Raw genomic sequence first — 13,222 nt, forward strand, 5'->3', positions numbered from 1 at the left:
GATCACGACAACGCGGGGGCGGCGAACCGCCGGTGGAAACGTTCAGCGCCCGACATGGCCGGGTTACCAGAACTTCACGCCCGGTGGGAACTGATGTCACACATTTGTACGTACTATTACCGGCCACGATCGTGACCGGACGCCCAGCAGCCACGGGGGAACCACATGCGTCATTTCGGGCACATCGCCCCTGAGCAGCGCCAGCGTCTCTTCTACCGGGAGCCGGAAGCCTTCGACGCCGACTCCCCGGCCCGGGTCCTCGCCGCCGCGCTCGGTGCCACGCTCTACAGCCCGGCCACCCGGGAACGGCTGGCCGACGACGTCGTCAAGCAGGCCGGACGCGGTGTGGTCTCCATGGTGCTGTGCCTGGAGGACTCCATCGGCGACGCGGAGGTCCCGGGCGCCGAGGAGAATCTCGTCCGCCAGTTCGCCGACCTCGCCGAGCGGCCGGATGCGGACCTTCCGCTGCTGTTCATCCGGGTCCGCCTCCCCGAGCAGATACCCGACTTGGTGCGCCGCTTCGGCCCGGCCGCGCGCCTGCTGTCGGGGTTCGTCTTCCCCAAGTTCACCGAGGAGCGGGGTGTCGCGTTCCTGGAGGCGCTCACCGCCGCCGAGGCCACGAGCGGCCGGCGGCTGTTCGGCATGCCGGTGCTGGAGTCGCCGGAACTGATGTACAGGGAGACGCGCGTAGAGGCGCTCCAGGGCATCGCCCACACCGTCGACAAGTACCGCGACCGGGTCCTCGCGCTGCGCCTCGGCGTCACCGACTTCTGCTCCTCCTACGCCCTGCGCCGGGCCCCCGACATGACCGCCTACGACGTTCAGATCGTCGCCTCCGTGATCGCGGACGTGGTGAACGTGCTCGGACGGGCCGACGGCACCGGATTCACGGTGACCGGGCCGGTGTGGGAGTACTTTCGAGTACAGGAGCGCATGTTCAAGCCGCAGCTGCGCACCAGCCCCTTCCTGGCGAACCGGGCCGGGGAGCTGCGGGAGTCGCTCATCGAGCACGCGCTGGACGGTCTGCTGCGCGAGATCTCCCTGGACCAGGCCAACGGGCTGCTCGGCAAGACCTGCATCCACCCCTCGCACGTGCTGCCCGTGCACGCGCTGTCCGTGGTCAGCCACGAGGAGTTCCACGACGCCCAGGACATCGTGCGGCCCGACCGGCACGGGGGCGGTGTCCTGCGGTCCGCGTCCCGGAACAAGATGAACGAGGTCAAACCGCACCGCGCCTGGGCAGAAAGGGTTCTGCAGCGTGCCGAGGTGTTCGGCGTCGCCAACGAGGACATCGGGTTCGTGGACCTGCTGGCCGCGGGCCTGCCCGACTGACCGCCACGACTGAGGAATCGATGATCAACGCAGCGAACGACACGACAGGTACGCCCGGCCCGTCCGGCGGGGTCTGGTCCGGGGCCTGGGTCCGCGCCCGGCTCGGGGTCGACCTGGTCGGGGACGAGGAGCTGAGCGGGCTGCTGGGCCTGGCGCTGCGCCGCAACCCCAAGCGGGCGCATCTGCTGGTGTCGAACGTGCTCGGCAAGCACGTGCCGCAGTCGCCGGCCGTCGTCCACGGGCACGGGTTCACGCTGGGCCGCCGGGTGCGGGAGCTGCTGGGGGAGGACGGGGCGCGCAGGGCGGTCGTCCTCGGGTACGCCGAGACGGCCACCGGTCTCGGGCACTCGGTCGCGGACGGCCTCGGCGAGGCGCCCTACCTCCACTCCACCCGGCGCCCGGTCGAGGGCGTGGACCGGGCGGGCGGTTTCGAGGAGTCCCACTCCCACGCGACCTCGCACCTGCTGCTGCCGGAGGACCCCGCCCTGCTCGCGGGACGGGGGCCACTGGTGCTCGTGGACGACGAGTTCTCCACCGGCAACACGGTCCTCAACACCATCCGCGCGCTGCACGACCGCTATCCCCGTGAGCGGTACGTCGTCGTGGCGCTGGTCGACATGCGCTCGGCCGCCGACCAGGGACGGCTGACGGAGTTCGCCGGGGAGATCGGCGCGCGGGTGGACCTGGTCACCGCGGCGAAGGGGACGGTGCGGCTGCCGGACGGCGTCCTGGAGAAGGGGCAGGCGCTGGTCGCGCGGCACGAGACCGCCGCCCCCGGCCCGGCCGGGACGGGCAGCGGCTCGCCGGTCACCCGCGTCGGGCTGGGATGGCCCGAGGGTGTGCCCGACGGCGGGCGGCACGGCTTCACCCCGGCGCACCGCGCCCGCCTGGAGAGCGCGCTGCCCGGCATGGCCGCGACACTCGCCGAGGCTCTGCCGCCGACAGCCCGGCGGGTGCTCGTGCTCGGCTTCGAGGAGCTGATGTACGCGCCGCTGGCGCTGGCCCGCGCACTGGAACTCCTGGTGCGGGAGCGGGGGGACGGCACGGAGATCCGGTTCTCCACCACCACGCGCTCCCCCGTCCTCGCCGTCGACGACCCCGGCTACGCGATACGCAGCCGTCTCGTCTTCCCTGCCCACGACGACCCCGCGGACGGGCCGGGGGAGCGGTACGCCTACAACGTGGCCGGCGGCGGCTTCGACGCCGTGGTCGCCGTCGTCGACTCGGTGGCCGACACACCCGCCCTGCACGCCCCCGACGGCCTGCTGGCCGCCCTCGCCGCCCACACCCCCGCCGTGCTGCTCGCCGTGGTGCCGTCGTACGTCCCGCCCGCCCCGCACCTCACCGAAAGGCCCTCCATGCTGCCCGACCCCCTGCGCGGTCCCGACTTCTCCTCCTACGCGGCCGACGAGGTGGGCTGGCTGCTGCGGGACCTCTCGGACGTGACGCTGGAGGCGCCCACCGAGGAGCGGGAGGAGGCGATCCAGAGCGGGGGCGCCCACTACGCGGAGTCCCTGCCGGTCGAGTACCAGCCGAGCGAGCAGTACCAGGCCCTCTTCCACAGCGCCCTCGACACCTCCGCCGCACGCATCGCGGCGGCCGTGGGCGTGGTGACCGAGACCGTGCTGGCCGAGCGGTCCGCGCGGCCCGTACTGGTGTCGCTGGCCCGGGCCGGGACACCGGTCGGCGTGCTGATGCGGCGGTGGGCGCGGTACCGGCACGGCATCGACGTGCCGCACTACGCCGTGTCCATCGTGCGCGGGCGCGGCATCGACGCCAACGCGCTGCGCTGGCTGGCGGCCCGTCACGACCCCGCCGACGTCGTGTTCGTCGACGGCTGGACGGGCAAGGGCGCGATCACCCGTGAACTCGCCGCCGCACTGACGGAGTTCGAGAAGACCGACGGCATCTCCGGCTTCGACCCGGAGATCGCCGTGCTCGCCGACCCCGGCTCGTGCGTGCGGACGTACGGCACCCGGGAGGACTTCCTCATCCCGTCCGCCTGCCTCAACTCCACCGTCTCCGGGCTGATATCGCGGACCGTGCTGCGCGCGGACCTGGTCGGCCCCGACGACTTCCACGGGGCCAAGTTCTACCGGGAGCTGGCCGGCGCCGATGTGTCGGTGGCCTTCCTGGACGCCGTCTCCGACCGCTTCGAGGACGTCACGGACACCGTGGACTCCCGGGTGGGGGAACTGCTCGCCGCCGACCGCACGCCCACCTGGGAGGGCTGGGCGGCCGTCGAGCGCATCAGCGAGGAGTACGGCATCCACGACGTGAACCTGGTCAAGCCCGGTGTGGGAGAGACCACCCGGGTGCTGCTGCGCCGGGTACCGTGGAAGATCCTCGCGCGGGCCGGGGCGGGCGCGGACCTCGACCACGTACGTCTGCTCGCCGAACAGAGAGGGGTACCGGTGGAAGAGGTGGCCGAACTGCCGTACACATGCGTGGGGTTGATCCACCCGCAGTACACGCGGGGCGCGACCGGCGCCGACGGCAGGGCGGTGACGGTCTGATGCCCGGTCCCCGCGTCCTCGTCGCGAGCGATCTCGACCGTACGCTCATCTACTCGGCCGCCGCGCTCGCGCTGACCATGCCGGACGCGCGGGCGCCCCGGCTGCTCACCGTCGAGGTGCACGAGAGCAGACCCCTGTCGTACATGACGGAGACGGCCGCGGGGCTGCTCACCGAGCTGGGGGACGCGGCGGTGTTCGTGCCGACGACGACCCGGACGCGCAAGCAGTACCAGCGGATCAGTCTGCCGGGGCCGCAACCGGCCTACGCGATCTGCGCCAACGGCGGCCATCTCCTCGTGGACGGGGTGACCGACGCCGCCTGGCACGGGCGGGTCACCGCCCGGCTCGCCGACGAGTGCGCGCCGCTCGCCGAGGTGCGGGCCCACCTGGAGGCCACGGCGGACCCGGCGTGGGTGCGCAAGCACCGGGTCGCGGAGGACCTGTTCGTCTACCTCGTCGTCGAGCGTGAGCTGCTGCCCGAGGAATGGGTGAAGGATCTCGCGGTCTGGGCCGAGAACCGGGGATGGACCGTCTCCCTCCAGGGACGCAAGATCTACGCCGTGCCGAAGCCGCTCACCAAGTCGGCGGCGATGCGGGAGGTCGCGCGGCGGACCGGGGTGGAGCTGACCCTGGCCGCGGGGGACTCGCTGCTGGACGCGGATCTGCTGCTCGCGGCGGACCGGGCCTGGCGGCCGGGGCACGGGGAGCTGGCGGACGAGGGGTTCATGGCGCCCGGGGTCAGCGCGCTGCCCGAGCGGGGGGTGCTGGCCGGGGAGCGGATTCTTCGGGAGTTCCTGCGGGCCGCGCGGGAGCGGTGAGGGTTTTTCTGGTTCCGGTCAGGGGGTGGGGGAGCTGTGGTCTGCGGGCTGCGGGTCGTTCGTGGCTTGTCGCGCCCGCACGGCGGAGCCGCATGTGTCAGCGCCCCGCGCCCCTGAAGAGGGGCGGCTGCGCCTGCCCCTCTTCAGGAAGCGGGTCAAGGTGAAGGCCACGATCGCCAGGCTCGCTCCGCCCAGCACGATCTTCGAGTACGTCGACGCGATCGCCGTCACCTCGGTCCAGTTCGCTCCGAGGACGTAGCCGGCCAGGACGAAGGCCGTGTTCCACAGGGCGCTGCCCAGGGTGGTGAGCAGGGTGAAGACAGGCAGGGGCATGCGTTCCACGCCGGCCGGCACGGAGATCAGGCTGCGGAAGACGGGGACCATCCGGCCGAAGAAGATCGCCTTGGTGCCGTGCCGCAGGAACCACGCCTCCGTCCTCTCGATGTCCGCGGCCTTGACGAGGGGCAGCCTGGCGGCGAGGGCGACCGTGCGGTCGCGTCCCAGGAAGGCGCCGACGCCGTAGAGCGCGAGGGCGCCCACGACGGACCCCGCGGTGGTCCACAGCAGGGCGGCCAGGAGGCTGATCTGCCCGGTGCTCGCGGCGAACCCGGCGAGGGGGAGGATGACCTCGCTGGGGATCGGCGGGAAGAGGTTCTCCAGCGCGACGGCGATGCCCGCGCCGGGCGCGCCCAGCAGATCCATCAGACCGACGATCCACAGGGGCGCGCCGCTCATCGACTCCTCTTGCATGGCTGTCATGGGGGCACGCTAGGTGAGCGAAGCTGAAGAGAGCCTGAGGGGGCGGTGGGGCCCCGGGGGCCTGGCTGAAAGTATGCTTAAACGGGCCCGTGCCGCGGGGGTCCGATGAACGCTTCCGGGGCGGCGGCCGTTGATCGGAGTGTGTTGATCAACCGCAGCATCCGCCGCCGCAGCAACCGCCGCCACCGCCCGCCCGGGGCGCGGGCGCGGACGCGGCGGCCGAACCTCCGACGGCGACCGTCGACAGGAGTTTGACCGTGTCGGAGTGGCCGTCGGGGCAGTCCGCGGGGGCGGACGACTCGGCCATCGGGCGGCTCAGTTCGAAGGTGTCGCCGCAGGTCCGGCAGCGGTATTCGTAGCGAGGCATGGGCCCAGGCTAGCCGCCGTCCGCGCGGGGGCAAGGAGCCTGCACAATGGCTGGTCGGTCACACTGGCCAGATTTTCACGCTCCTGACAGAAGCAGTTGTGAAAGTGACTGATAATTTGTGGTCGCTGTGTGGAGGCCGGAAGGCTGGGGGAACAGGGGGCTCATGGCCGCGGGAGTGGCGGCTGTGACCTACCACACGGGCGATGCCAAGTGGGGAGGGGGGACAGTCATGACCGCTGTCCTTTGCCGATCGGGAGCCACGTCTCCTGGTCGAACAGTTGCCGTGCGTGGGCGAAAGGTTGCCGCGCACCGCCGCATCGTTGCCGCGCATCGCCCGGGCCGCCCGTACGAGGGGGTCCGCCTTGACTAGCCAGGGCAACCCGGCCGGTTCCGAGGGCGAGGACCGCGCACGCCGTCGGCGTGCCCCGCGCGCCCCGGGGGAGGGACGGACGGAGGAGGTCCGGGAGTCCGACCTCACCATGCAGCTGAAGCTCCCCCCTGCCCCGCCGGACGAGACCATGCAGCTGCGGCTGCCCGAGCCGGGCACGTTCGACCTGCCGCAGGAGCAGCCCAAAACGGGCGGACGCGGCCGGCGCAAGGCGCCGAGGCCGTCGGTTCTGGCCAGATTCACCGCCGCCGCGGGGGCCCGGCTGGCGCCTTTCGCGCCGTTCGTCAGCCGGATGCGTCCGGAGTACCCGCGTCCGGGCCGGACGGACTGGCGCCGCTGGGTGCCGTCCTGGCGGCAGTCGCTGGGCGCCGCCGGTCTGGCGGTGGGCGCCAGCGGCATGTTCCTCACCGTCGCCTACGCCGCCACGGACATACCCGCCGACCTCAACACCTTCGCCACCCAGCAGGACAACGTGTACTTCTGGTCCGACGGCACCCCCATGGCCCGTACCGGCTGGGTGCGGCGCCAGGCGATGCCGCTGAAGGACGTCCCCGAGGACGTGCGCTGGGCGGTGCTCGCGGCGGAGAACTCCAGCTTCTACTCCGACCCCGGCATATCCGTCAGCGGCATCACCCGCGCCCTGGTCCGCACGGTGGGCGAGGGCGACACCCAGGGCGGCTCGACGATCACCCAGCAGTACGTCAAGAACGTCTACCTCTCCCAGGACCGCTCGCTCGGCCGCAAGTTCGACGAGGCGATGATCGCCCTCAAGCTCGACAACCAGATGAGCAAGGACGAGATCCTGGAGGGCTACCTCAACACCAGCTGGTTCGGCCGCGGCACCTACGGCATCCAGCGCGCCGCCCAGGCGTACTACGGCAAGGACGTCAGCGAGCTGAACGTCAGCGAGGCCGCCGCCCTCGCCTCCCTCCTCAAGGGCGCCGGCCTCTACGACCCCTCCCTCAGCAGGGCCAACCACGCGCGGACGGTCGTGCGCTGGGAGTGGATCCTGGACCGCATGGTGGCCATCAAGAAGCTGTCCAAGGCGGAGCGCGCCAAGTACACGAAGTTCCCCGAGCCGCTCGACCCGTCCAACCAGTACGACACGGGCAAGCAGAGCGACTACCTGGTGGAGCTGGCGTCCCAGTACGCGAAGAAGGCCGCGAACATCACCGCCAAGGAGTTCGACCGGGGCGGCTACCAGATCTACACGACCTTCGACAAGGACCGGCAGAACGAGCTGACCGACGCCGTCACCAAGGCGCGCAAGAAGGTGGTCAAGGAGAACCCGAAGAAGGCGAAGGCCGCCCACTTCGGCGCCTCCTCGGTCGACTCCAAGGGGCGCATCCTGGCCGTCTACGGCGGCCCCGACCACCGCACACAGGGCTACAACGAGTCGAACGCGACCACCGTCCCGTCCGGCTCGGCGTTCCTGCCGTTCGTGTACGCCGCCGGGCTGGAACACGGCGTCGTCAAGGAGCGCGGCGGCGCGGCTACACCTGTCACCCCGCAGACGGTCTACGACGGGAACGACGCCGTCCCGGTGACGACCCCCGAGGGGCCGTACTGGGACCGGGACGGCGACCGGGTCTCCGCCCACAACGACGGCAAGAAGTCCTGGGGCCCGATCAGCCTGCACGACGCCCTCGCCGGATCGGTGAACACGCCCTTCATGCAGCTCGGCATGGACACCGGCCTGGCCAAGGTGCGCAGGACGGCCCAGGCGGCCGGGTTCCTGCCCTCCAGCTTCGGGGCCCAGGTGCCCGCGCTCTCCGTGGGCAGCGCCACGCCCAGCGCGATCCGCATGGCCAGCGGCTACAGCACCTTCGCCGCCCAGGGCAAGCACACCGAGCCGTACTCCGTGCGCAAGATGACCCACAACGGGTCCCGGGTCCCCCTGAACACCCCCAGGCCCGAGCGCGCGGTGGGCGCCGACGTGGCCGCCGAGGTCACCTCGGCGCTCACGGACGCCTTCCGCACGGCCCACCCCGACTCGCCCGGCGCCGCGTCCTACGAGGTGGCCGCCAAGGGCGGGACCACCCAGGACGACAAGGCCGCCTGGTACGTCGGTACGGCCGACAACGTGTCGACCGCCGTCGTCGTCTACCGCATCGACCTCACCAAGAGCCTGGAGCCGCTGCGGCTCGGCGGGATCGCCGGAACACCCAATGCCGGCGTCCCCTACGACATCTGGTCCCGTGCGATGAGTATCGGCTGACCACCGATGAGCACCCGCACCCGCCACCCTCGCAGAATGAGCCGCACATGACCTCTGGCAGCAAGCCGCACAAGGGCCGCCGACGCAAGGCGCGCCCGCAGCGCCGCCGCACCACGCGCCCGCAGTTCCTGACCCTGGCCGCGCTCCTCGTGGTCGCCTCGCTCGTCGGCGGGTACATGGTGCTCAACCGCACGGGCAACACCGCGCCGACGGCCTCCTCGGCCGGCAGCGGGAACACCAAGAGGTCCACGAAGAAGGAGCCCGTGTGGGACGGCAAGACCAAGGTCGTCGGGGACGGCTCCACCTCCTACACCGGCCCGCAGAAGGGGCGGCTGAAGGCCGTGAAGCTCAAGAAGGGTGAGAAGCCGCCGCAGTTCGTCGTCTTCTCCTGGGACGGCGCGCTCGCGGGCGACGACAACCTCTTCGACCACTACCGGCAGATGGCGAAGCAGTACAACGCCCACATGACCTTCTTCCTGACCGGCATCTACCTGCTGCCCAAGTCCAAGCGGGACCTGTACGACCCGCCCCAGCACGACAAGGGCGCCGCCGCGATCAGCTACCCCACCGACGAGCACATCCGCACCACGCTGGAGGAACTCGGCAAGGCGTGGAAGGAGGGGAACGAGATAGGCACCCACTTCAACGGACACTTCTGCGGCCCGAAGGGCGGCGGCGAGTGGAGCGTCGCGGAGTGGAAGCAGGAGATCAAGGAGTTCAACGACTTCCTCGCCAACTGGAAGACGAACACCGGAGACACCGACCTCGCCCCGCTGCCCTTCACCGTCGACGCCGTCAAGGGCGGCCGGGCCCCCTGCCTGGAGGGCCAGGACAACCTGCTGAAGGCGATCAAGGACTTCGGCTACCGCTACGACGCCAGCTCCCCGGGCGCCTACCAGGTCTGGCCCGGCAAGAAGAACGGCATCTGGGACTTCCCGCTGCAACTGCTCCCGTACAGCGACGAGTACCAGGCGCTGTCGATGGACTTCAACTTCCTCCACAACCAGTCGGGCGGGTCCACCGAGGGCGACCCCGCCCAGTACCCGGCGTGGCAGCAGAAGACCATCGACACCTACATGGCCGGCTTCAACCGCGTCTACTACGGCAGCCGGGCGCCCCTGCTCATCGGCAACCACTTCGAGCAGTGGAACGGCGGCATCTACATGAAGGCCGTCGACGAGGTCATCAAGAACGTGTGCGTGAAGAAGGACGTCAAGTGCGTGTCCTTCGACGAACTGGCCGACTGGATGGACGTCCAGTCGCCCCAGACCCTGGCGAACCTGCGCGGCCTCGACCCCGCACAGGCACCGGCCGACTGGGCCTCGGTCGTGAAATAGCCCCACAGATACCCACGTTGCTCACTTGTTACACCCCCCGGCCTCACTTCGCTTGAGGAGGTCATGTAAAGATTCGTTCCCGGGTACGACCAACTCGGGGTCAAGGAGATTCCCAGTGAGAAGAAGGACGTTGAGCCTCGCAGGCTCGACCCTCGCGGCAGCCGTGGTGGCATCCGCGCTGCTGCCCGTCGCCGCCGCGAACGCCGCCGCGTCGACGCCCAAGGTCACCAAGGCGACCAAGGACGCCTTCGGTCGCGTCGCGGACAACGTGCTGACCGACCGTACGGCCGTGCTGCTCGGCGGCAAGGCCGCCCGCAAGTCGCTGAAGCCCACCGGCGGTGTGTCGCTGTCGTCCGGCCAGAAGAAGGCCGAGGACGGCAAGCTGTCCGCCCTGAAGGGCACCAAGGCCCGTCTCGACGCCCTCGGTGAGGCCTACAGCTCGGCCGACACCAAGGTCAGCGTCGACAGCGCCACGCTCAAGGGCAAGAAGGCCACGGTCAAGATCACCGAGACCACGAGCCTCAAGTACAAGAAGATCCGCGGCGACGAGCCCTCCTCGACGGGCTTCGACGCGCACCACGTGCTGACCTTCACCGCCCAGGCCGGTGGCACGTGGCAACTGACCGCCATGCGCTCCACCGACGGCGGTGCCTCGCGCATCAACGACCCGGCGGTCCCGGCGGCGGACGCCAAGCTCAGCCGTACGCCGATGGCCGTCCACCAGGCGCCGAAGGCGGCCACCAGCTGGCCCGCGGCCGCCGCGCCGAAGACGATCAACGGCGGCAAGTACAACTACACGGCGATGGCCGCGTACACCGAGAAGTACTGGAAGAACTACAACCCGGCGTACCGCAAGTACAACTCGCTCGGCGGCGACTGCACCAACTACCTCAGCCAGGGCCTCCTGGCCGGCGGCTGGACGCAGATATCCAAGGTCACGCCGGAGGAGTACGACACCTGGTACTACGCCTCCAACGGTACGGCGGACGCGTGGATCGGTGTCAACGAGTGGTCCTGGTTCACCCAGACCGCCAAGCGCACCACCCCGCTGGCGAACGTCTACCAGATGGACGTCGGTGACGTGCTCCAGGTCGACTTCAACCGGGATGGCGACAAGGACCACTCGATGATGACGACCTACCGCAGCCCCAGCGGCGTCCCGTACCTGACGTACCACGACGCGGACACGTACCGCCGTTCGGTGCAGAGCATCATCGCCTCGTACCCGAACTCGTACTACTACGCGTACCGCACCTGATCCACGGCCCCCGGGCCACAGCAGGTGTTCAGCCGGCGCCCTTCCCGTCCGACGCGGATCCCGATGGGGATCCCGGCCCGGACCCGGGGAGGGCGTCGGCGCGTTCCAGCTTCGCCATCCCCACACCGGCCTTGCGCCGCATCTCGCGCTCGGCCTCCTCGGGGTGGCGGGCCCGCCAGTACGGGCTCTCGTGCGGCAGCGCCGAGCCGACCCTGCCGTACATCCCGAACGTCATCAGCAGCACGCCGACGACAAAGCTGAACAGGACGTTCTGGATGCGGAACGCCAGGAAGTTGGAGCCGGTGTCCAGCAGGGCCAGGTTGCCGAAGCCGCTCAGGATGAACAGCACGCCCAGGGTCATGTTCAGGGTGGAGGCGAAGTTGCCGCCGATCACCATGCCGACGAGCAGCAGCAGCCCCACGGCGATCGACAGGACGCTCAGCGTGCCGTTGGTGTTCAGACCCGCGACCTGGTCGCCCCGGGTGTCGAACCAGCCCACCTTGTCGATGAGGCCCAGGATCCCGAAGACGAGCAGGAACAGGCCCATCAGGCCCGCCCCGAACCGGTAGACCGTGTTGAGCCGGTGGTCGACGGGCAGATGCTCGTCGATGCTGATCCGCCGCCGGGGACCCGCGTGCCGGCCCTTCGGACGCAGCGTGTGCGTGGCGTGCGTGGCCATGTCCGCCTCCATCCGGTGTGAGCGGTGGCCTGCGTACCCCTTCAGCATCCGTCGCGCGGGGGCGCCGGGCAACCTAGGGCCTGTCTGGGGGGCCGGACGCCTCAGCCGGTGCCCGCGCCGCGCTGCTTGCGGATCTGGTCGACGACCCGGGCCACGTTCTGCCGCACGGCCTCGGTCTCGGTCAGGAAGTGCCAGTAGTCGGGGTGGCGGCCCTCCAGGGAGGCGATCGCGCGGTCCAGCCGGCCCACGGAGTCGTCCAGCGGGCGGGCGTGCCGCGGATCCGGGGTGGAGCGGCCGGTCATGGCGAGCCGCTGCGCGTCCCGGATGGCGAACCGGGTCCGGTCGATCTCCTGCTGGGGGTCCTTTTGCACCGCGTTCAGCCGCCGCAGCCGGTCACCGGCCGCCGAGACGGCCTCGTCGGTGTGGTTCAGCAGCGCCCGTACCGTCGACAGCAGCGAGGTCGCGTCCGGCCAGCGCTGGGCGTCCCGCGCGGCCCGCGCCTCGCGCAGCTTCGCCTGGGCCTGCCCGACGTCCCGGGCGGCCTGGTCCGGCACCTGCTGGAGGTCCTGCCAGCAGGCCGCCACGAACCGCCGCCGCAGCTCGCTCAGCACCTGCGGCACCTGCTCCGCCCGGGTGCCCAGCGCCTCCGCGCGGGTCCGCAGCGACACCAGCCGGTGATCGATCTCGGCGGCCCGCTCCGGCAGCCGCTCGGCCTCCGCCCGCACGGCCTCCGCCTCGCGCACCACCCGGTCGGCCCGCTCCAGCGTCTCGCGCACGCCGTGCTGTCCCGCGCCCTGGTTGAGCTTGGTCAGCTCCGGCGCGAGCGCCGCCAGCCGGGCGGCGAGGTCGTCCGCCGTCAGCTGCGAGGCCCGTACGGCGTCCAGGGCGTCGGACGCGGCGCGCAGGCCCTGCCGGGCGCGCTCCACCGCCGGGACCAGCCGGGCCAGCTGGGTCTCGGCCGTGCCGAGCAGCGGCCCGAGCCCCTGGGCGAACCGGTCCAGCTCCTGCTTGACCCGCCCCAGCTCGTCCTTGGCGGCGGTCAGCTCGGTCCGGGCCCGCGCGGCGACGGACGCCTCCAGGTCGTCCCGGTCCAGGTCGTGGGCGTCCACGGCGTTGATGTACTGCTGGCTGACCTCGTTGATGCGCCGCCCCAGCGCCTCGAAGCCGTCCACGGCCCGGCGGGCGGCGGGCGAGTCGTCCACCGCCGTGATCGTCTCTATCGAGATCCGCAGGTCGCGCTGGGCGGTGTCCAGCTCGTAGAACGCGGCCGCCGCCGCGTCCTTCGCCGCCTGCGCCTCGGCCCGCTGCCCCTCGGCGCGCCCTCCGAACCACCGCCGGGTACCGCCTCCGGCGAAGGCGCCGGGCAGCACGAGCACGGCGAGGAGGGGGAGGGCGATCAGGGCGAGCGCGTCCCGGCCGGCCGACCGCGCTCCGGCCGGTCGTGGTGCACGGCTGAGGGGTTGGGGTGCGCCCGGCACCGTCGGTGTGTACGGCTGTGCAGGTGTCGCCGTCACTTCCCTCTCCCGTGCTGTCATCCACCCTGACCGGTT

At 71.2% G+C, this 13,222-nt stretch carries 10 protein-coding genes; 6 read left to right on the top strand and 4 right to left on the bottom strand.

The genetic code is table 11. The features are described from left to right. Positions 1-165 precede the first annotated feature (165 nt). From PYR72_RS33525 to PYR72_RS33535, 3 genes are read left to right on the top strand one after another with little or no spacing between them, the layout of a single operon-like run. A complete protein-coding gene (locus PYR72_RS33525) occupies positions 166-1,332 on the top strand; it encodes an HpcH/HpaI aldolase/citrate lyase family protein (protein ID WP_275458763.1) in 1,167 nt (388 codons plus the stop codon). A 20-nt stretch (positions 1,333-1,352) separates the two neighbouring features. Then, a complete protein-coding gene (locus tag PYR72_RS33530) occupies positions 1,353-3,848 on the top strand; it encodes a phosphoribosyltransferase (protein WP_275458764.1) in 2,496 nt (831 codons plus the stop codon). Next, on the top strand, positions 3,848-4,666 hold the full coding sequence (locus PYR72_RS33535; protein ID WP_275458765.1) for an HAD family hydrolase: 819 nt from the start codon (positions 3,848-3,850) through the stop codon (positions 4,664-4,666). The genes PYR72_RS33530 and PYR72_RS33535 overlap by 1 nt, the downstream gene beginning before the upstream one ends. Before the next feature lie 18 nt (positions 4,667-4,684). Here the strand turns inward: PYR72_RS33535 and PYR72_RS33540 are convergent, their stop codons facing one another. Both PYR72_RS33540 and PYR72_RS33545 read right to left on the bottom strand, forming a co-directional pair. Next, positions 4,685-5,416 (bottom strand): DedA family protein, encoded by a 732-nt coding sequence (locus PYR72_RS33540; protein WP_275460591.1) that lies wholly within the window; start codon positions 5,414-5,416, stop codon positions 4,685-4,687. 157 nt (positions 5,417-5,573) lie between these two features. Beyond that, the gene (locus PYR72_RS33545) at positions 5,574-5,792 is read right to left on the bottom strand and encodes a zinc ribbon domain-containing protein (protein ID WP_037725186.1); all 219 of its coding nucleotides are present in this window, start codon (positions 5,790-5,792) and stop codon (positions 5,574-5,576) included. 479 nt (positions 5,793-6,271) lie between these two features. Between PYR72_RS33545 and PYR72_RS33550 the strand changes: the two genes are divergently transcribed. The 3 genes from PYR72_RS33550 (at position 6,272) to PYR72_RS33560 (ending at position 10,993) form a co-directional block, all read left to right on the top strand. Then, the gene (locus PYR72_RS33550) at positions 6,272-8,398 is read left to right on the top strand and encodes a transglycosylase domain-containing protein (RefSeq protein ID WP_275460592.1); all 2,127 of its coding nucleotides are present in this window, start codon (positions 6,272-6,274) and stop codon (positions 8,396-8,398) included. A gap of 47 nt (positions 8,399-8,445) precedes the next feature. After that, positions 8,446-9,735: a hypothetical protein gene (locus tag PYR72_RS33555; protein WP_275458766.1), complete on the top strand. Its 1,290-nt coding sequence runs from the start codon at positions 8,446-8,448 to the stop codon at positions 9,733-9,735. Between the two features lie 115 nt (positions 9,736-9,850). Beyond that, entirely contained in the window at positions 9,851-10,993 is a 1,143-nt protein-coding gene (locus PYR72_RS33560; RefSeq protein WP_275458767.1) for an amidase domain-containing protein, read from the top strand. 28 nt (positions 10,994-11,021) lie between these two features. Here the strand turns inward: PYR72_RS33560 and PYR72_RS33565 are convergent, their stop codons facing one another. Then, positions 11,022-11,672: a DUF4383 domain-containing protein gene (locus tag PYR72_RS33565; protein WP_275458768.1), complete on the bottom strand. Its 651-nt coding sequence runs from the start codon at positions 11,670-11,672 to the stop codon at positions 11,022-11,024. Positions 11,673-11,773: 101 nt separating this feature from the next. After that, entirely contained in the window at positions 11,774-13,186 is a 1,413-nt protein-coding gene (locus PYR72_RS33570; protein WP_275458769.1) for a hypothetical protein, read from the bottom strand. Positions 13,187-13,222 lie beyond the last annotated feature (36 nt).

This window comes from Streptomyces sp. VNUA24 (assembly GCF_029167005.1).
In the GTDB taxonomy this organism is placed as follows: domain Bacteria; phylum Actinomycetota; class Actinomycetes; order Streptomycetales; family Streptomycetaceae; genus Streptomyces; species Streptomyces scabiei.